Genomic DNA, 19,292 nt, shown 5'->3' on the forward strand with positions numbered 1-19,292 from the left:
CGAGAAGGTCACTGGGGCCCCCACTCCACCCCGGGCTCGAGCGGCAGGTAGGGGGCGGGCTCCGTCGAGGGCGGGACACCGAGGTGGGACATCGCGACCTCGGCGACGTCGGAGAAGACGGGGGCGGCCACGCGCGAACCGTACGACGCGCCGTCGGCGTTGTACATGACGACGCCGATGGCGACCTCGGGTGCGTCGGCGGGGATGACGCCGATGAACGTGCCGACACGTCCCGACAGGGGGCCGTTCTCGTCCGGGACCTGGGCGGTGCCGGTCTTGCCGGCCACGCGGTACCCCTCGACGGCGGCGAGCTGGGCGGTGCCCTCCTCGGAGACGGCGCCCTCCATCATCGCCAGGGTGTCCGCCGCGCTCTCCTCGGAGACGACCCGCTGGCCGTCGAGGAGCGGGGTGGGGGTCATCGTGCCGTCGACCTCCTCCACGGCCTCGACGACGTGCGGGTCCATCCGGACCCCGCCGTTGCCGATCGTCGCCGCCGTCGAGGTCGACTGCAGGAGCGTGAGCGCCAGGCCCTGGCCGAACATCGACGTGTAGTTCTGCCGCTCGTCCCAGCTCTCGTAGGGGGCGAGGATGCCGGACGACTCGCCGGGCAGCTCGATCCCGGTCCGCTGGCCGAGGCCGAACCGCTGGAGGTAGTCGTACCGGACGTCGATCGGGACCGTGTCGCCGATCTGGACGAGCCCGGTGTTGTAGGAGCGGGCCAGCACACCGGCGGTGGTGAGGGTGACCGGGTCGTGCGAGTCGTTGTCCCGGAACTCCTGCCCGTTGGGCATCGTGATCCGGTCCGGGGTCAGCCACTCGTCGTCGACCTCGACCCCGCCGGCGTCCAGGGCCATCGCGAACGTCGGGATCTTGCCGGTCGAGCCGGGCATGTACGGCGTGGTGACGGCGCGCGAGCCGCGGTCCTCGGGGGCCGAGTCCTGGTAGTTGCCCGGGTCGACGGTGTTGTTGTCGCACAGCGCGAGGATGCGGCCGGTGCCGATCTCCTCGACGACGACGGCGCCCCAGGCGGCGCCGTGCCGCTCGACGGCCTCGTCGATGATCCGCTGGCACTCGTACTGGAGGTTGCGGTCGATCGTGGTCTGGACGTCGCGCCCCTGGACGGCCGGGACGTCCTCGCGGGTGGCGCCGGGGATCACCTGGCCGTCGCGGCCGATCTCGACCGTCGTCGAGCCGTCGGTCCCGGACAGGACCTCCTCGTAGCTCAGCTCGAGGCCGGCGAGCCCGACCCCGTCGCGGCCGACGAAGCCGACGACGTTCCCGCCGGTGTTGCCGTTGGGGTACAGGCGGTCGACGGCGGCCTCGGGCTCGATCCCGATGATCCCGAGCTCGCGGATCTGACGCCACTGGGCGGGGCTGATGTCGCGGGCGATGTAGGCGAAGGTCGAGTCGCCGACCATGAGCGCGCCGAGCTCGGCGGGGTCGACGTCGAGGATCGGGGCGATGCGCTCGGCGGCGGCGGAGATGCCGGTGCCGACGACCTCCCCGTCCTCGTCGCGTGCCTCGTAGGAGGTGATGAGCTGCTGGTTGACGCCGAGGTTGTACGTCTGGACCGAGGTGGCCAGGACCTCGCCGTTCGCGTCGAGGATCTCGCCGCGCTGGGCCTGGATCGCGTACGTGCGGGTGCGGTTGTCCCGCGCGTCGCTCGCGAGCTGGGGGCCCTCGAGGGCCTGGACCCAGATGAGGCGGCCCGCGACGACGAGCAGGATCGCCAGGAGCACGACGAGCAGGAGGCGCGTGCGGCGCATCCAGTCGCGCGGGTCGGTGGACACCAGCGGCGAGCGTGCCATCAGCTGTTCTCCTCCTCGGTGGGCCCGCCGGTGATCTCACCGGTGCCGAGCTCGATGAAGTAGGTGGTCCCGGGGCGGGTCATGCCGAGCTCCTGGGCCCGCTCGTCGAGCGCGGCGGGCGAGCCGGCGGCGTCGAGCTCGATCTGGAGCGCGGCGACGGACTCCTCGACGAGGGCGAGGTCCATCTGCCGGTCGTGCAGGGCGTAGGCGGCCTCGGCCATGCGGATGTTGAGCACGAGGACCGTGGCGAGCGCACCGAGCAGGATGAGTGCGAGGACCGCGACGAACGGGGCCCGCGAGCGTGCCGGCACCGGGCTGGGGACGACGGTCAGGCGGGTGGACCGGCGTGCGGCGGGCACCTGCGACGGCGCGGCCGCCCGACGCCGTGGCGTGCGGGACGGCCCGGGCAGGGGCTGTGCGCTCATCGATGGCTCCTCGGCTGCGCGGTACGCGCTTCAGCGGGTCGGTCGGCGGTGCTGTCGGTGGTGCGGCGTGCGGTGCTGCGTGCGGTGCTCGGCCCCGCGTCGGGTGCCGTGCGGCGCCGAGGGCCCGGGCGGTCCCCGCCGCGGGCCAGGTGCGCCGGGGTGGGACGCAGCCGCTCGGCGGCCCTCAGTCGGACGGCGCGGGCCCGGGGGTTGGCGGCGACCTCGCCGGTGTCCGCCTCCTCCGCGCCGCGGGTGAGCAGGCGCAGGTAGGGCTGGTGGGTGTCGGGGACGACCGGCATGTCCGGCGGGGCCGAGGTCGTGGCGCCGCGGGCGAGCTCCGCCTTGACGAGGCGGTCCTCGAGGGACTGGTAGGACTCCACGACGATCCGGCCGCCGACGGCGAGCGCCTCGACGGCCCGCGGCAGCGCACCGGCGAGGATGTCGAGCTCGCCGTTGACGGCGATGCGCAGGGCCTGGAAGGTCCGCTTGGCGGGGTTGCCGCCGGTGCGCCTGCCGGCGGCCGGCATGGCGGCGTCGACGACGGCGACGAGATCGGCGGTCGTCCGCAGCGGGTCGGTGGTCCGGCGCCGGACGATCTCGGCGGCGAGGCGGGGGGCGAACCTCTCCTCGCCGTACTGGCGCAGGATGCGCCGCAGCTCCCGCTCGTCGAGGGTGGCGAGCAGGTCGGCGGCGGTCGGGCCGGTCGTCGCGTCCATCCGCATGTCGAGCGGCGCGTCCTGGGAGTAGGAGAAGCCCCGCGCGGTCTCGTCGAGCTGGAGTGAGGAGACGCCGAGGTCCATGAGGACACCGTCGACCGCGCCGCCGGCGTGCTCGGCGACGACCTCGTCGATCTCGTCGTAGGTGGCATGGACGCCGGTGAACCGGCCCGGGTACCCGGCGAGACGCTCGGCAGCCAGCGCGAGGGCCTCGGTGTCCCGGTCGATCCCGATGACGCGCAGCTCGGGGAACCGGGCGAGCGCGCCGGCCGCGTGCCCGCCGAGACCGAGAGTGGCGTCGACGAGCACCGCCCCGGGGGCCTCGAGTGCCGGGGCGAGCAGGTCGAGGCAGCGCTCCAGGAGGACCGGCAGGTGACGGTCCTGGGTCGCGCGCGGCGCGGGCTCCGGCGTGGTGGTCATGCGGTCCTCCTCTCGGGTGTCTCGTGCTGAGGCGGTCGGGCTGCCTCGGTCGGGCCGGCGGAGCCGGACGGGCGGGTCCGGCTGCGGCGGGGCGGGCTGGCGGCACGAGCTCGGGGTGCGTTCCGGCTCGTACCGCCAGGACTCCCACCTCCGTCTCCGGCGCCGGGGAAGTGCGCCGGGGACGGGCGCACCGACGCCGGGGAAGTGCGTCGGTGCGGTGGGAGACCTCGCGGGGCGAGCTCCGGTGTGCCGTCACAGCTGTGCAGATGTGGGGTGGAGCGGGGTGGGGCGTCGGGGCGGGCAGGTCCGGGCGGGCGATGGTCGGGCGGGTCAGAACAGACCCGGGACCACCTCCTCGGCGGTGTCGGCGAACGACTCCTCCTGGGCGGCGAGGTAGTCGGCCCATGCGGTGGCGTCCCAGATCTCGATCCGGCTGCCCGCCCCGATGACCGCCAGCTCGCGGTCGAGCCCCGCGTAGCGGCGCAGGTTCGCCGGGATCGTCAGGCGGCCCTGCTTGTCCGGCACCTCGTCCGAGGCGCCCGAGAGGAACACGCGCAGGTAGTCGCGGGCCTGCTTCGAGGTGACCGGCGCCTGCCGGAGCCGCTCGTGCATCGACTCGAACTCGGCCGTGGGGAACGCGAAGAGGCAGCGGTCCTGCCCCCGGGTGAGCACGAGGCCGTCGGCGAGGTCCGTGCGGAACTTCGCGGGCAGTATCAGCCGGCCCTTGTCGTCCAGACGCGGTTCGTAGGTGCCGAGGAACATCGCGGCACCTCCCTCGTCGTCGCCCTGCCGCTCCCGTGACCACCACGTTACTCCACTTCACTCCACCGCGATAGCAGATTGCGCCGACATCCGACGCGTGTCGCGCGACTTCCCAGGTAATTCCTGGTGGTGGCCGGTGGAGGGAAAGTTCCCCGACGACGACGCCCCGCGCGGCACCGCCTCCTCGTGTGGTCCCGCCCGACCGGTGGTGCTCCGCACGGGCGCGGACGGATCGGTGAGATCCCGGCCTCCTGGCGGACGGGCGCGCGGCCGGCCGACGACACCGGCTGCGCGCGGGGAGCGAAGTGGGGAGCGAAGTGGGGAGCGACGTGGGGAGCGAAGTGGGGAGCGACGTGGGGGACGCGGCACGGGCACCCTCGGACGACCCGGCCGCCCTCGCCATGCACGACGACGGCCCCCGGTCCGCATCGCTGCGGGCCGGGGGCCGTCGGTCAGGCGTGCGGTCGCCGGCGCGTCAGTGCCGGGGACCGGGGTGGGTCAGACTCCGCGGCCCTCGCCGCGCTGCTCCCACTTCTCCTGCTGGCGTTCCATGAAGCTCTTGCCGCTGGTCGTCCGCCCACCGCTGGGGCCCGTGCCGTTCCCGGAGCCCGGGCCACGACCACCGCGGCCGCCCCGTCCACCGGGGCCCGCACCGGGCGATCCCTGGCCGGCGCGCGTGCCGGACCGCGCCGGCGACATGGCGAGGAGGACGCCGCCGACCATGGCGACGAAGCCGAGGACGCCGAGCCAGATCCACCCGGTGGCGACGCCGCCGACGAGGCCGCCGATACCCGCCAGGGCGACGAGCGCGCCGAGCGCGACCCGGCGCAGGTCGGGGCCGGCAGGGTCGCCGAGCGTCTCCGCCAGACGCGGGTCGTCCGCGTGCAGCTGGGCTTCCATCTGGGCGAGCATGCGCTGCTCGTAGTCGGAGAGTGGCATCCTGCCCCCTTCCTCGGCACCGGTCGGATCTCGGCTCGCGTCCGGACGGATCGCGACTGCTCTCAGGATAGGTCCTGGCGGGTGTCCTCGTCACGCGGGGGGACGCCGTCATGACCGGGCCGATCTCCCCCGTCGACCGCCCGACGCCTCAGCAGGGCAGCCGGAGCGAGGGCGGAGCGCCCGAACCGCTCGCGCACGGCGTCGAGCGCCTCCTCTGCGAGGGCCGCGCCCGGATCGTCGTCGAGCGCGAGCTGGAGGCCCTGACCTGCGGGTTCGAGCGTCTCGAGCCGCACGCCGAGCAGCCGCAGGCCCGCGCGCGGCACCTCCACCGTCCGCAGCAGGGCCCGCGCCGCGGCGGCGACGTCCCGCGCGAGCGACGTGGCGGCAGGCAGGCTCCTCGAGCGGGTGATCGTCGTGAAGTCGGTGAATCGCACCTTGATGCTCACGGTGCGCGCGAGCAGCCCGGCCGCGCGCAGCCGTGCCGCGGCGCCGTGCGACTGCTCGAGCAGCACCCGGTCGAGCTCGTCCAGGTCGCCGACGGGGTCGAAGAAGGTGTGCTCGCTGCCGATCGACTTCTCCCCCGCCCGTTCGGAGCGGACCTCCCGCGCGTCCGCGCCCATGGCGAGCGCATGCAGCCGCGCCCCCGCGGCCCTGCCCAGCGCCCGCTCGAGGTCGACCACCCGGGCGCGCGCGACGTCGCCGACCGTGTCCCAGCCGTGCCGCCTCAGCACCTCGGCCGACTTCTCCCCCACGCCCCACAGCGCGCCCACCGGTAACGGGTGGAGGAACTCGAGGGTGGCGTCGGCGGGGACGAGCAGCAGCCCGTCCGGCTTCGCGGCGCCCGAGGCGATCTTGGCCACGTGCTTGGTGCTCGCGACGCCCACGGATGCCGCGAGACCGGTCGCCTCGCGCACCCGGGCCCGCACGTGGGCGCCGATGGTCAGGGGCGGGCCGAGCCTGCGGACGGCCCCGCGGACGTCGAGGAAGGCCTCGTCGACGCTCAGCTGCTCGACGCGGTCGGTGACCGTGGCCAGCACCCCCATGACGGTGCGCGAGATCTCCCGGTACCGGGAGTGCCTACCGGGCAGGAGGACCGCCTGCGGGCACAGCGCCCGGGCCTGCGCGACCGGCATCGCGGAGCGCACGCCGTAGGCGCGGGCCTCGTAGGTGGCGGCCGAGACGACGCCGCGCTCGGGCCCGCCGACGATGACGGGACGACCGGCCAGGGAGGGGTCGTCCAGCACCTCGACGGCGGCGAAGAACGCGTCCATGTCGACGTGCAGGACGAAGGCCCCGGTGTCGTCGGTCCCGAACGGCGTGGGTCCGCGCCGGGGCGTCCCGCTGGCGCGGACGGGCTTGCGGCTCACGCCTCGACGCTAGCGTGAGCCTGTGACACCGCGACGCCGGACCGATCTCGCCCGCTGGCCGGAGCACCCCGTACCCACCACGTTCTCGGTGGCCGAGGTGGTACCCGAGCCGGGCGCTCCGCACCGGGTGATGCTCCTGCTCGGCGGGTCGGAGTCCTCGTTCCTCGACCTCGAGGACCCGGCGTACCTGGAGTTCGAGTACATGCAGCACGTGCGCGCCGTCGTCGACGTCGCGCTGCCCCGCGACCGGGCCGACCGGCCGGGTCGCTTCGTCCACCTCGGCGGGGCGGCCTGCGCGCTGCCGCGCGCCCTGCTCGCGGACCGGCCGCGCTCGCGGCACCTCGCCGTCGAGCTGGACACCGAGCTCGCCCGGCTCGTCCGGGCGTGGTTCGACCTGCCCCGCTCCCCCATGCTCCGCATCCGCAACGCGGAGGCGCGCGCGTCGGTCGAGCACCTGCACCCGGGTTCCGCGGACGTGCTCGTCCGCGACGTCTTCGTCGACGCCGAGGTGCCCGAGCACGTGCGGACCGTGGAGTTCGTCCGGGCCGCGGACACCGCGCTCGCGCCGGACGGCGTGTACGTCCTCAACCTCACCGACTCCCCCGGGCTGCGCCGGGTCCGCGAGGAGCTCGCGGCGCTGGGCCAGGTGTTCCCCGAGGCCCTGGCCGTCGCGGACCCCGCGGTGTGGAAAGGCCGCCGCTACGGCAACGTCGTCCTCGTCGCCTCCCACCACCGGCTGGACGCGGCCGCGATCGACCGGGGCCTGCGCCGGCTGCCGTTCCCTGCGGGCGTCGTCACGGGCGGCGAGCTCGCCCGGATGCGAGCGACGACGCCGCCCCCCTACGACCCGCCCGCCATCGCCTGAGCCGGCACGGCGACGCCCGGCACGTCCGGCCCCGACCACGCCCGCCGGTGCGTCCGGCGCGCACCCGGGCCGGGCACGGCGACGGGGCCCGCACCCAGAAGGTGCGGGCCCCGCGAAGAGTATGGGTCGAGCGCTCGGGTCAGAGCGGGACGACGTTCTCCGCCTGCGGGCCCTTCGGGCCCTGGGTGATCTCGAACTCGACGCGCTGGGCGTCCTCGAGCGACTTGTAGCCGTCGGCCTGGATGGCCGAGAAGTGAACGAAGACGTCAGGCGCGTTGCCACCGTCCTGCTCGATGAAGCCGTAGCCCTTCTCGGAGTTGAACCACTTGACGGTTCCCTGTGCCATGTAACTGTTGTCCTTCCGGGACGTCGGGGCCCGACCCTGTGCCGGTCCCCACTTGCCGCACTGAATTCGTCCCACGTCCTTGCCGGAGCCGTGCCCCCCGACGGTCCTACCGACGACGGTCACAACAGGGAAACGCAGATGCAACAGGCCTAGCATGCCACGCCGGAGCCGTTCGTGCGCGATTCTGGTGGAGAGATCCGCACGAGGCCCCTGCCGGGCGGCGCGGCGGTCAGCCGCGGCGCGGTGCGGACTCGGAACCGGGTCCCAGCCGCCGGGTCGCGAGCAGCAGGCCGGTGAGGCCGACGAGGACGACCGCGGCCTGGGAGGCCATCGCCACGCGGAACGCCTCCGGCCCCGGCGAGGAACCCCCGACGACGTCGAGCACCACGCCGACGAGCAGCACCGCGAGCAGGGTCGCGACGAAGCCGCCGCTGTTCGCCAGGCCCGTGGCCGTGCCGAGCCGGGAGCGGGGCACGTGCGCGCGCACGACGTCGAACGACACGTTGCTCGCCGCTCCGCCGAGGCTGAGGATCATCATGAGCACGGCGAGCAGCCACGCCGGGACGGGCGGCGGCACGAGGAGGACCACCGTCCAGGTCGTCACGGCGAGCATCGACCCCGTGACGACGAGGCGCAGGCGGAGGCGGGGGAAGCGGGCGGACAGCGTGCCGACGAGGAGCGCCGACAGCGCCATGGCCACCACCCCGAGGACGAGCACGGTCGACGCCGTCGCCGCGCTGTGCCCGTTGCCGGCGCGCATGTACGGCACGCCCCACATGAGCGCGAACGTGGAGACGAAGAACATCGTCGACCAGTGCGCGAACAGGCCCGCCCACACGCCGGGTTCGCGGGCGACCTCGCGCAGGGCGTGCCGCACGCCCGTGCGTCCGGCGGGCGGCGCCGCGGGGGCCGTCCGGGCCCGGCCGGGCGACCCGGGATCCGCGGCGGGCCGGTCGCGGACGACCACGAGCACGGCGATCGCGACGAGCACCCCGGTCGCGGCTAGCGAGAGGTGGGCCACGCTCCAGCCGCTCACGCGCAGCACCGCGTAGAACGGCACGGCGGAGACGACCTGGCCGAGCTGCCCGAGCGCCCCGGTCGCCTGGTTGACGAGCGGCACGTGGCGCATCGCGAACCACTCCGGCACGAGCCGCAGGACGGAGATGAAGGCCGTGGCGTCGCCCAGCCCGACGGCGACGCGCGCCGCGAGCGTGAGCGGCAGCACCGTGGACAGGGCCATGACCGTCTGCGCCGCCGCGAGCAGCAGGGCGCCCGCGACGAGGACGCGGCGCGGGCCCCACCGGTCGATGGCCAGGCCCACGGGGATCTGCGCGGCGGCGTAGGTGCCGACCTGGAGGACGACGAACGTCGACAGGATCGCGGGGCCGACGTCGAACCGCTCGAGCGCGGCCAGGGAGGCGACCCCGAACGAGCTGCGGCCCGCGATGGCGAGGATGTAGCACAGCACGGCGACGCCCCACACCGTCAGTGCGGTGCGGGGCGACGCGGGAGGGGTCAGCCGGGCCATCATCGGCCCCGTCCCCGCTGCTCTGCGGCTCCCGGTACGGTCCGGGTCACGCCTCCTCGGCGGGGTCGTCGTCCGAAGGCTCGTCGCCCGCCGGACCGTCGGAGACACGGCCGTCGGACGCCGGGTCGCCGGCCGCCGGGTCCTCGCCCGCCGGCCCGTCGCCCGCGCCGTCGTCGGCCCGCCCGGTCGCCCGGGCCTCGCCGCTGCCGATCTCGGGGACGCCCTGGTCGCGCCAGCCCTCGAGCGGGGGGCCGCTGGCGAGGAAGGCCTCGAGCTCGGCGCCGATCTCGTCGGCCGTGGGCAGCTCGGCGGCGGGCTCCTCGGTCGTCGTGCGCGCGACGGGGCTGCGGTCGTAGCGCTCCTCCAGGGCCCGCACGACCTGCGCGATCTCGGGGTTGGCCTCGACCTGGGAGTCGATCTGGGCGAGCACCTGGGCGGTGAGGGACTCCAGGTCGCCGACCGGGAGGGACATGCCGCTGGCTGTCGACAGCGTGCGCAGCAGGCTGGCCGAGGCCACGGGGTACTCCGAGCCGGACAGGTAGTGCGGCACGTGCACGGCCAGGCCCAGGACGTTCATGCCCTGCTGGGACAGGCGCAGGTCGAGGAGGGCCTCGGCGGAGCCGGGAGCCTGGAACTCCCCGACGAACAGGTTGGGGCCGGGCTCGAGCCGGCCGCCGGCGTCGCGGTCGGTGCCGTGCGTCGTGATCGCGGCGGGCCTGGTGTGCGGGACGCCGGCGGGCACGCCCTGCAGCCCGACGACGAGCTCGACGCCGTGCTCACGGACGATGCCGGCGACGGCGCGCGCGAAGCTCTCCCACGCGTGGTCCGGCTCGTGGCCGTGCAGCACGAGCAACGCCCGGCCCTCGTGGTCCCGCACGGCGTCGACGGCGAGCACGGGCTCGTCGTAGTCCACCCAGCGTCCGTCGGCGAAGGTCATCGCCGGGCGGCGCGAGCGCAGGTCGAGCAGCTGCTCGGTGTCGAAGGTCGCCACGCGCTCGACCGGCATGCTGGACAGGAGCTGCCGCACGGCGAGCTCCCCGGCGCTGCCGGCGTCCATGCCGCCCTGGAGGGCGTGCACGAGCACCGGGACCTCGCCGACATGATCGGCCGCGGGCCCGCTGGTGTAGAGGGTCTCGTCGCTCATCGCGCCACCTTCCTGTCGATCGTCTCTGCCGGCGTCAACGCCGGTCCATCCTGCGTCATTCCCCGACCGGGAGCGGGACGTGCCACACCGCGTCCGGGGCGGACGGGGGTGCGGCGACCCGCGCGCGTGCACCACAATGGACGGTCGCGCGTGCCGACCCCGGGGCCGCGCTCTGGAGGAGGTCCGATGGCGCTGGACGAGCCGCGTGCCGACGTCGAGGCGGACGGGCCGGCCCACGAGGCGGCGTCGAGCGACGAGCTGCCGCGCGAGCAGGCTCGCGTGGACACCGTCTACGCCCGCCTGGACGAGCTGCGCGCCCAGTACCGTGAGCGCCTCGCGGACGTCCGGCGGGGCGGGTCGGTCGGGACGCACCAGATGCGCTCCGAGCGGGACGCGTTCGCCGCCCACTACTCGCAGGCCGTCGCCCGCCTGGACCAGGTCGAGGAGCGCCTCGTCTTCGGTCGGCTCGACCTGCGCGAGGGGCCGCCCCGGTACGTCGGGCGGATCGGCATCCAGGACAGCACCCGCAGCCAGCTGCTGCTCGACTGGCGCGCACCGTCGGCCCGGCCCTTCTACCAGGCCACCGCCGTGCACCCCGAGGGCGCCGTACGCCGCCGGCACCTGCTCACGCGCCGGCGCCGGGTGGTCGGCGTCGAGGACGAGCTGCTCGACGCCGAGCACCTGCCCGAGGACCTGCGGCTCGAGCTGCGCGGCGAGGGCGCCCTGTTCGCCGCGATGAACGCCGCCCGCACCGGGCGGATGAGCGACATCGTGGCGACCATCCAGGCCGAGCAGGACGAGGTCGTCCGTTCCCCGCTCGACGGGGTGCTCGTGGTCCAGGGCGGCCCGGGCACCGGCAAGACCGCGGTCGCGCTGCACCGCATCGCCTACCTGCTCTACGCCCACCGGGAACGGCTCGCCCGTTCCGGCGTGCTGCTCGTCGGTCCCTCCGACGTGTTCCTCACGTACGTCGAGCGCGTGCTGCCCTCGCTCGGCGAGACCGACGTCGTCGCCACGACGATCGCCGATCTCCTCCCGGGCGTGCGGGCCCGGGGCACCGAGACGCCCCGCGCCGCGCGGATCAAGGGCAGGACCATGATGGTCGACGTCGTGGGCCGTCTGGTGCGGCAGTTCCAGCGCGTGCCGCCCGAGGCCCGGCTCCTCGACGTCGAGGGCTCGACGATCCGCCTGGAGCCTGCCGACGTCCGGGCCGCGATCGGGCGCGCCCGCCGCGCCCACCGCACGCACAACGCCGGGCGCGAGACGTTCGTCCGGTCGCTGCTGCCGGTCCTCACCGACCGGTACGCGGCGGTGCGCGGCATCGACGACCCCGAGGAGCGCGCCGCGCTCATGGAGGACGTGCGCTCGTCGCGCGACGTGCGGGTCGCGCTCAACCTGTGCTGGATGCCGCGCACCGCCGCCGAGCTGCTGGACCGCCTCCTGTCCGGGCCCGAGCTGCTCGCGGCGTGCGCGCCCGAGCTGGACGAGGCCGAGCGGCGCGCGCTGCTGCGCCCGCGCGGATCGGCGCCCACGGAGGCCGACGTCCCCCTCCTCGACGAGCTCGCAGAGCTCCTCGGCCCCCACGAGGAGGCCGAGGACCGGGCGGCACGTGCCCGGGCCACGGCCGAGCGGGCGCAGGCCGTCGAGCTGGCGCGCGAGGCGATCGAGTCCCAGGACCTGGGCGACGGCATCGTCAGCGCCGAGATGCTGGCGGACCGGTTCGCCGCCGGCGGCCCGTCGCTGACGACCGCCGAGCGGGCGGTGGCCGACCGCTCGTGGACGTACGGGCACGTCGTCGTCGACGAGGCGCAGGAGCTGAGCCCGATGGCCTGGCGGATGCTCGCCCGCCGGGTCCCGGTGCGGTCGATGACCGTGGTCGGGGACCTCGACCAGCGCCGAGGCACCGAGCGCCCGGCGAGCTGGGCGAGCCTCCTCGGCGAGGCCGCCGGGCCGTCCCTGCGCGAGTCCGTCCTCACCGTCTCCTACCGCACGCCCGCCACCGTCCTGGACGCGGCCACGCGGATGCTCGCCCGCGCGGGTACGCCGCCCGCCCATCCGGTCACCGCGGCGCGCGACCTGCCCGGCGCTCTGGTCACGCGCAGGGTGGACGCGGACGGGCTCGTCGCCGGCGTGCTGGACGAGGCCGCCCGCGCGCTCACCGCTCTAGCCGGCACGGACGACGACGCCGGTCGCGTGGCGATCGTCGCTCCGCCTTCCGTGGTCGACGACGTCCGCGCCGCCGCACCGGACCGGGCGGGCACGGCCGAGGCGCTGCGCGGCCCGGACCTGCTCGGCGCACGCCTGGTGATCACCGACCCGGCGGGCGCCAAGGGCCTGGAGTTCGACGTCGTCGTGCTCCTCGAGCCGGCCGCCATGACCGAGGACGGGACCGGTGACCTCTACGTGGCGATGACCCGCCCGACCCGCCGGCTCGTCGTCGTCCACCACCGCGAGCTCCCCGCGGGCGTCCTGCCCGCCGACTGAGCCGCCGCGTCGCGGCTCACGGTCGCGGCGGGCCGCGACCGAGCGGTGGAACGCGTTTGCCACTCCCCCGCGCCGGGGCGACGATGTGCCGGTGACTCGAGCCCTCCTGCTGGAAAGCCCCCACTCCAACGCCGACGCCGTCCTCAGCGGCGCCGGCCTCGACGTCGTGCGCCACCCGCACGCCATGTCGGAGGACGAGCTGGACGAGGCGCTCGACGGCGTCGAGGTCCTCGGGATCCGGTCGACGACCACGGTCACCGAGCGGGTGATCGCCAACCACCCTCAGCTGCTCGCGATCGGCGCCTTCAGCATCGGCACCAACCAGATCGACCTGCGCGCGGCCACGCGGCACGGCGTCGCCGTGTTCAACGCGCCCTTCTCCAACACGCGCTCGGTCGTCGAGCTGGCGGTGGCCGAGATCATCGCGCTCACCCGTCGACTGACCGAGCGGGACAAGTCGCTGCACGACGGCGTGTGGGCGAAGTCCGCCGCCGGCTCCCACGAGGTGCGCGGCCGCACGCTCGGGATCGTGGGTTACGGGAACATCGGCTCCCAGCTCTCCGTCATCGCCGAGGCGCTCGGCATGCGGGTGATCTTCTTCGACACCTCCGAGAAGCTGGCGCTGGGCAACGCGCGCGGGACGGCGAGCCTCGAGGAGCTCCTCGGCGAGGCCGACGTCGTCACGCTGCACGTGGACGGCCGCGAGGGCAACGCGGGCATGTTCGGCGCGAAGCAGTTCTCAGCCATGAAGCCCGGTGCGGTCTTCCTCAACCTCTCGCGCGGGTTCCTCGTGGACTACGCGGCCCTGCGCGACCGCGTCCTCGACGGGTCCATCACCGGCGCGGCCGTGGACGTGTTCCCCGACGAGCCGCGGAGCAACGGCGAGAGGTTCGACTCCGAGCTGCGCGGGCTGCCCAACGTCATCCTCACCCCGCACGTCGGCGGATCGACCGAGGAGGCCCAGGAGAACATCGGCCACTTCGTGTCGAGCAAGCTCGGCTCCTACTACCGGCTCGGGATCACGGACCTGTCCGTCAACCTCCCGCGCCTCACGCTGGGGACGACCTCTGCGACCCGGCACCGCCTCGCCTACGTCCACCGCAACACGCCCGGCGTCCTGGCGCTCGTCAACCAGACATTCGCCGAGGCGGGGGCGAACATCGAGGGCCAGATCCTCGGGACGTCGGGCGAGACGGGCTACGTCATCACCGACATCTCCTCGGAGATCCCGGTCACGGCCCTGTCCGCGATGCAGTCGATGGAGGACACGATCAGGCTCCGCGTCCTCTCCCGCCCGGACGCCTGACCGGCGGGCCGCCGGCCCGGCCACGACTGGTCGGCGCGGCGCTGGCCCGGCCACGACTGGTCGGCGCGGCGCTGGCCCGGCCACGACTGGTCGGCGCGTCGGCTGCGCGGCCACCCGACGGCCCGCACACCTCGCGCAGGGCCGTCGTGGCTGCGGGGAGTCCTGCGCAACAGCGGGAGGACCGGCGCCCCGCACGCACAGGCCGTCGGTGACGTCGGCTTCCCCTCCGGCGTCACCGACGGCGGTCGGTGCCGGCGCCTGCGGACCTCGCGCGACCACCGGGAGGACGGCCGGGTCGCGGGCCCGGCGGATCGCCGGTGAGTCAGAGCCTAGCGGGTCCGCGGGGTGCGTGGAACGCCGTTGTGGAGGGACCCCATCCGGTCGGTGCGCACGCCACCCCGAACCTCCGGAGCACTCCTCCACCGAGGCTGCGACACCGCACCGGGAGCTCCGCACGGGCTACCGGGTGCCGCCCGAGGACGCGTCCACCGCGCCGTCCGGCACTTCGCCGTCGGATTCCGTTCCGTCCGACCCAGCGCCGTCCGGCCCCGCGCGCTCCGGCCCCGCGCGCTCCGGTCCCGCGTCGTCCGCGGCCGGTTCGCCGGCCCGTGCGCCGATGCCGTCGGGCTCCCCGACCTCGCCTCCCGTGCCGTCGGCCCCCTCGACGCCCGCGGCGCCCTCGACGTCGCCGGCCCTGGTGGCGCGGTCCGCGCGCAGGGCCGCGATCGCGGTCTCGAAGTCCTCGAGGGAGTCGTAGGCGGAGTACACGGAGGCGAACCGCAGATAGGCGACCTCGTCGAGGGCGCGCAGGGGCTCGAGGATCGCGGTGCCAACGTCGTGCGCATCGACCTGCGACGACCCGGAGGCACGGACGGTCTCCTCGACCTGCTGGGCGAGCCGCGCGAGGTCGTCGTCGGAGACCGGGCGCCCCTGGCTCGCCTTCCGCAACCCGCCGACCACCTTGTCCCGGCTGAACGGCTGGACGACGCCGGAGCGCTTGACCACCTGCAGCGACGAGGTCTCCAGCGTGCTGAACCGGCGGTTGCACTCCGGGCACAGCCGGCGGCGACGGATCGACGTGCCGTCGTCGGCTGTGCGCGAGTCGATCACGCGGGAGTCCGGGAAGCGGCAGAAGGGACAGTGCATCGGGCCATCATTCCAGCCCCGACCCCGCCGCCCGGCGCGGGGGCCGCGCGGCCGCCGGCGTGGGGCCCCACGGCCGTCAGGGCGCAGGCTCCCACGGCAGTCAGCGCGGGAGGCGCAGGACCTCGCCCACGGACACGGACTGACCGCTCAGCCCGTTGAGCTCGGCGATCTGCGCGACGACGTCCCGGACGTCCTCGCCGGGACCGGCAACGCCGGACGCGACCGACCAGAGCGACTCACCCGGCGCGACGACGACCGTGGCGTCCGAGGCCTCGACACCCGGGGAGGCGAGGGCTCCGACGCCGGCGCCCAGGCCGACGACGACGAGCAGGGCGGCGCCGAGCACGAGGGCCCGCAGCGCCATGACGCCGCGGGCGGTCAGGCGCAGCGGCGCCGGGCGCGCCGCCGGGGAGTCCCCTCGCACGGCCGGGGCGGCGACCGACGGACGTGCGAGGGGACGGCTGGGGGCGACGGGAAGCGCCGCGGGGCGCGCGCTCGGCGCAGCCGCCGGACCCGGGACGAGCACGGCGGTGGCGGCGCGGTCGGGCGCCTCGTCGCGCAACGGGGGCTGCGGTACGAATCCCGGGCCGACGAGCTGGAGCCGCGGGCGGGTGCGGCGCGGGAGGACGGGGCCCGTCTCCAGGGGAAGTGCGCTCATCTCTACTCTCCTCGAACGTGCGTTCGTCGAACCTCTGTTCGCCACGGTAGTGCACCGGCCGACGAAAGTCGACACTCCGGTCGAACACATGTTTGAGATGCGCCCCGCACCGGCCTACCCTGGACTCGTCCGCACTCCATCGCAGACCACTGACATCGACGATCCGGCCGCGGCCGGCCGAGGACCTGGAGGCCCGTCATGGGCGAGAGAACCGCTCCCGAACCACCCGCGCTGACCGTGCGCCAGCGGGAGGTCCTCGCGTGCCTGCGGGAGACCCTCGCCAAGCGCGGGTATCCGCCGTCGATCCGGGAGATCGGTGACGCGGTGGGTCTCGGCTCGCCGTCGTCGGTCAAGCACCAGCTCGACTCACTCCAGCGCAAGGGCTACATCCGGCGCGACCCGAACCGCCCCCGGGCGATCGAGATCGTCGAGCTCGAGCCGGCGCCGGACCCCACCGGGCCCCCGGCCCCCGACGCACCTCCGAGCCAGGACGACGAGGACCACGTCGTCCTCACGCTGCACGACGGCGAGGGGCTCGGCGGGTCGGCGCCGACCTACGTCCCGCTCGTCGGACGCATCGCCGCCGGCGGACCGATCCTCGCCGAGCAGGAGATCACCGCGTCCCTGCCCCTGCCCCGCGAGCTCGTCGGGTCGGGCGACCTGTTCATGCTCGACGTCGTGGGCGACTCGATGATCGAGGCGGCGATCTGCGACGGCGACCGCGTGGTCGTGCGCCGCCAGAACGTGGCGGAGAACGGCGAGATCGTCGCCGCGATGATCGACGGCGACGCCACCGTCAAGGCGCTGTCCCGCACCGACGGGCACGTGTGGCTGCTCCCGCGCAACGAGAGCTATGCGCCGATCCCCGGCGACGAGGCGATGATCCTGGGGAAGGTCGTCGCGGTCCTGCGCTCACTCTGAGCGGACCGTCCGCCGGCCCGGTCACGTCGCGGCCGGCGCTCGGCGGGACCCCGCCCCACGGCGTGCCTCGTCACCGTTCGAGCCACAGAGCGACGGCGCGTGGGACGACGGCGCCGATCCCATGCTCGCGCAGACAGGAGCGGATCGCGCGAGGAGTACAGAGCTGGCGGATCTTCACCCCCAGCCCGCCGCGAGAGCGTCCGATCGCATCGTCGTCGGGATCGATCAGCAGGTCCGACCAGGACGACAGCGCACCCTGTGCGCCTCGGAAGGTTCGTGGCGCGCTGATGGGCACCAGTGACCGCGGACTCCACGCTGGACCGGCCGGTCGATGTCGTCGGCCGCGTCCGCCTCGGCCGGCACCACCGCGTGGATCACGCCCGGGGCGCCATGGGCGCTGAACCTGCAGTGCCGCTTCCACACCGGCCACCAAGGGCCGAGACGCACCGCCTCCGCCGACGTGGCCCACGTCCGTAGGCTGCGGGAGCCGAGGCGGGACGAACCGGCCCGCCCGCTGCGGCACAGCGGCCGTGCTCTCGAGGTCGACGGCCCGCGCGAGATCGAGGACGGCGTCACCGCAGCCACCGCCGACGACCTCACCGCCATCCCTGCACGCTCCACATCCCCAGATCCGCACAGACAAGCGACCTTCGCTAAATGACAAGTGCACTTGTCATTTAGCAAAGGTCGCTGTACTTTCGACGGCATGAAGAAGGAGAAGCTGAGTCCCTCTGAATGGGTCGCGGTCACCGCAGGCACCGCTCTGCTCTTCGCCAGCGTGATCACAGCGGTCGCGTTACCGACGCTCGGCTCGCTGGAACCATGGGTGGGATGGTCGCTGGCGGCCGCCGCGATCCTCGGACTGCTGGTCCTGACCGCGACGACGGTACGCGCGCTCCTGCGCACCGACACCGAAGGAGTTGAGCGGCAGGACGCGGCACGTGCAGCCCTGGTCGCCGTGCTCTTCGTCGTCGTGGCCGGCTTGGGCTATGCCCTGCTCGAAGCGTTCGCCGGCCTGCCGAGGCTGACCGCCGCAGTCCCGGCCGTCACGGCCGCACTGGTGTGGATGGTCGCGTTCGTCTGGGATCGCCCGCAGGGCGATGCATGATCACCAACCGCCTCCCCGTGCTCCGCGCAGAACGCCGCTGGAGCCAGGCTGCGCTCGCGGGCCGCATCAGCGTGTCCCGGCAGACCATCGTCTCGTTGGAGAACGGGCGGTACGAGCCGACGCTGAAGATCGCGATGCGGCTCTCGGCCGTCCTCGGGGTGCCCATCGAGGACATCTTCGCCCCGGATCCCGATGACCTCGCTCTCGTGGCCGCCGATAGTGCGGAGTCCTGAGCCTGCTGCCGCACGGGCCGAGAACCGGGGAACCGCCGCCCTGGCCGGGCACCAGCAGCATCAGCGGATCGATCCGCTCCCGGTGCGCAACGGTCAACTACCCGGTTCGAGGCACGCATCGGGCCCTTCAACGACCTCCCCGAGCCAGTGAAGGACACCCTAGAAGCCGAAGCGCGCCGCGACGGCGCGGATCGACTCGGCCGAGGCGAGCAGCGACGCCTGCTCGGCCGGAGAGGCGGGCAGCGTGAGCGTCCGCCCGGCCCCGTCGCGTCCGATGATCGTCGGCATCGACATGCACACCGGACCGCTGCCGTAGACGTCGGGCAGGCGGCTGGAGACCGACAGGACGCGGTGCTCGTCGCGCAGGACCGCCTCGATGATCCGGGCCGTCGACAGCCCGATGGCGTAGTTCGTCGCCCCCTTGCCGCGGATGATGGTGTCCGCGGCGTGGACGACCTCGTGCCGGATCTGGTCGCGGTCGGCCTGGTCGAGCACGTCGGTGCCGGTGGCCGCCGGCCAGTCCTCGACCGGGATGCCCCCGATCGTGGCGGAGCTCCACATGGGCACCTCGGAGTCGCCGTGCTCGCCGGCGATGTAGCCGTGCACGGACTGCACGGCCACGCCCGCCCGCCGGGCCACGAGGTAGCGCAGGCGGGAGGTGTCGAGCACGGTGCCCGAGCCGAAGAACTGGTTCGGGCCGAGACCGGAGATGGCGAGCCCGGCCTGCGTGACGACGTCGACGGGGTTGGCGACCATGAGGTGGACAGCGTGCGGGGCGACCTCGACGAGCTGCGGGACGAGCGTGCGCATGATGTCGATCGTCGCGCCGGCGAGGTCGAGCCGCGACTGACCGGGCTTCTGCTTCGCCCCCGCGGTGATGACGACGACGTCGGCGTCCGCGCACACGGAGATGTCGTCCCCGCCGCCCACGCTGTTCATCGGCGTGAAGGAGATGCCGTGCGCGAGGTCGAGCACCTCGGCGTTGACCTTGTCGGCGTTGATGTCGTAGAGCACGACCTCCCGGGCGGAGCCCCGCAGGAGCATCGCGTAGGCGATCGCGGAGCCGACGGCGCCGGCGCCGACGACGGCCACGCGGCTGGCCCGTCTCGGCAGGTC

18 protein-coding genes are annotated in these 19,292 nt (G+C 74.4%); 6 read left to right on the top strand and 12 right to left on the bottom strand.

All coding sequences use genetic code 11. The annotated features are described in order from the left end of the window. Window positions 1–8: 8 nt before the first annotated feature. The 6 genes from AC24HA_RS12515 to dinB all read right to left on the bottom strand — a co-directional run bounded on the left by AC24HA_RS12515 (window position 9) and on the right by dinB (window position 6,437). Window positions 9–1,808: a peptidoglycan D,D-transpeptidase FtsI family protein gene (locus AC24HA_RS12515; protein WP_425708701.1), complete on the bottom strand. Its 1,800-nt coding sequence runs from the start codon at window positions 1,806–1,808 to the stop codon at window positions 9–11. Further along, entirely contained in the window at window positions 1,808–2,233 is a 426-nt protein-coding gene (gene ftsL / locus AC24HA_RS12520; RefSeq protein ID WP_425708702.1) for a cell division protein FtsL, read from the bottom strand. The genes AC24HA_RS12515 and ftsL overlap by 1 nt, the downstream gene beginning before the upstream one ends. Next, window positions 2,230–3,369 (bottom strand): 16S rRNA (cytosine(1402)-N(4))-methyltransferase RsmH, encoded by a 1,140-nt coding sequence (gene rsmH, locus AC24HA_RS12525; protein ID WP_425708703.1) that lies wholly within the window; start codon window positions 3,367–3,369, stop codon window positions 2,230–2,232. The genes ftsL and rsmH overlap by 4 nt, the downstream gene beginning before the upstream one ends. A 330-nt stretch (window positions 3,370–3,699) precedes the next feature. Further along, window positions 3,700–4,131, bottom strand: a complete 432-nt coding sequence (gene mraZ / locus AC24HA_RS12530; RefSeq protein ID WP_425708704.1) for a division/cell wall cluster transcriptional repressor MraZ — start codon at window positions 4,129–4,131, stop codon at window positions 3,700–3,702. 498 nt (window positions 4,132–4,629) lie between these two features. Beyond that, window positions 4,630–5,070, bottom strand: coding sequence for a DUF3040 domain-containing protein (locus AC24HA_RS12535; protein ID WP_425708705.1), 441 nt, complete (start codon window positions 5,068–5,070; stop codon window positions 4,630–4,632). 62 nt (window positions 5,071–5,132) lie between these two features. Next, window positions 5,133–6,437 carry a DNA polymerase IV gene (gene dinB, locus AC24HA_RS12540; RefSeq protein WP_425708706.1) on the bottom strand — a complete coding sequence of 435 codons (1,305 nt, stop codon included), beginning with the start codon at window positions 6,435–6,437 and terminating at the stop codon, window positions 5,133–5,135. Window positions 6,438–6,459: 22 nt separating this feature from the next. On the opposite strand from dinB, the gene AC24HA_RS12545 reads away from it, so the two are divergent. Further along, window positions 6,460–7,302, top strand: a complete 843-nt coding sequence (locus AC24HA_RS12545; RefSeq protein ID WP_425708707.1) for a spermidine synthase — start codon at window positions 6,460–6,462, stop codon at window positions 7,300–7,302. A 139-nt stretch (window positions 7,303–7,441) separates the two neighbouring features. On the opposite strand, the gene AC24HA_RS12550 is transcribed toward AC24HA_RS12545, so the two are convergent. From AC24HA_RS12550 to AC24HA_RS12560, 3 genes are all read right to left on the bottom strand, one after another. Then, the gene (locus AC24HA_RS12550) at window positions 7,442–7,648 is read right to left on the bottom strand and encodes a cold-shock protein (RefSeq protein ID WP_425708708.1); all 207 of its coding nucleotides are present in this window, start codon (window positions 7,646–7,648) and stop codon (window positions 7,442–7,444) included. A 229-nt stretch (window positions 7,649–7,877) separates the two neighbouring features. Continuing rightward, window positions 7,878–9,179: an MFS transporter gene (locus tag AC24HA_RS12555; protein ID WP_425708709.1), complete on the bottom strand. Its 1,302-nt coding sequence runs from the start codon at window positions 9,177–9,179 to the stop codon at window positions 7,878–7,880. A gap of 43 nt (window positions 9,180–9,222) precedes the next feature. After that, window positions 9,223–10,320 (bottom strand): proteasome assembly chaperone family protein, encoded by a 1,098-nt coding sequence (locus AC24HA_RS12560; protein ID WP_425708710.1) that lies wholly within the window; start codon window positions 10,318–10,320, stop codon window positions 9,223–9,225. 186 nt (window positions 10,321–10,506) lie between these two features. Between AC24HA_RS12560 and AC24HA_RS12565 the strand changes: the two genes are divergently transcribed. Next, window positions 10,507–12,804 (top strand): HelD family protein, encoded by a 2,298-nt coding sequence (locus AC24HA_RS12565; protein ID WP_425708711.1) that lies wholly within the window; start codon window positions 10,507–10,509, stop codon window positions 12,802–12,804. Window positions 12,805–12,895: 91 nt separating this feature from the next. Continuing rightward, complete coding sequence (gene serA, locus AC24HA_RS12570) at window positions 12,896–14,110, top strand: phosphoglycerate dehydrogenase (RefSeq protein ID WP_425708712.1); 1,215 nt, start codon at window positions 12,896–12,898, stop codon at window positions 14,108–14,110. A 459-nt stretch (window positions 14,111–14,569) separates the two neighbouring features. Here serA and nrdR read toward each other — a convergent pair whose 3' ends face one another. Both nrdR and AC24HA_RS12580 read right to left on the bottom strand, forming a co-directional pair. Continuing rightward, window positions 14,570–15,256, bottom strand: coding sequence for a transcriptional regulator NrdR (gene nrdR, locus AC24HA_RS12575; RefSeq protein WP_463648638.1), 687 nt, complete (start codon window positions 15,254–15,256; stop codon window positions 14,570–14,572). 100 nt (window positions 15,257–15,356) lie between these two features. Then, window positions 15,357–15,914, bottom strand: coding sequence for a LysM peptidoglycan-binding domain-containing protein (locus AC24HA_RS12580; protein WP_425708713.1), 558 nt, complete (start codon window positions 15,912–15,914; stop codon window positions 15,357–15,359). 198 nt (window positions 15,915–16,112) lie between these two features. On the opposite strand from AC24HA_RS12580, the gene lexA reads away from it, so the two are divergent. From lexA to AC24HA_RS12595, 3 genes are all read left to right on the top strand, one after another. Continuing rightward, window positions 16,113–16,835, top strand: a complete 723-nt coding sequence (lexA, locus tag AC24HA_RS12585) for a transcriptional repressor LexA (RefSeq protein ID WP_425708714.1) — start codon at window positions 16,113–16,115, stop codon at window positions 16,833–16,835. Between the two features lie 706 nt (window positions 16,836–17,541). Further along, the gene (locus AC24HA_RS12590) at window positions 17,542–17,943 is read left to right on the top strand and encodes a hypothetical protein (protein WP_425708715.1); all 402 of its coding nucleotides are present in this window, start codon (window positions 17,542–17,544) and stop codon (window positions 17,941–17,943) included. After that, the gene (locus tag AC24HA_RS12595; protein ID WP_425708716.1) at window positions 17,940–18,176 is read left to right on the top strand and encodes a helix-turn-helix transcriptional regulator; all 237 of its coding nucleotides are present in this window, start codon (window positions 17,940–17,942) and stop codon (window positions 18,174–18,176) included. Before AC24HA_RS12590 ends, AC24HA_RS12595 begins: the two co-directional genes overlap by 4 nt. A 159-nt stretch (window positions 18,177–18,335) precedes the next feature. On the opposite strand, the gene AC24HA_RS12600 is transcribed toward AC24HA_RS12595, so the two are convergent. Then, window positions 18,336–19,289: an L-lactate dehydrogenase gene (locus AC24HA_RS12600; RefSeq protein WP_425708796.1), complete on the bottom strand. Its 954-nt coding sequence runs from the start codon at window positions 19,287–19,289 to the stop codon at window positions 18,336–18,338. Between the last annotated feature and the right edge of the window lie 3 nt (window positions 19,290–19,292).

This window comes from Georgenia sp. Z1491, from assembly GCF_057652395.1.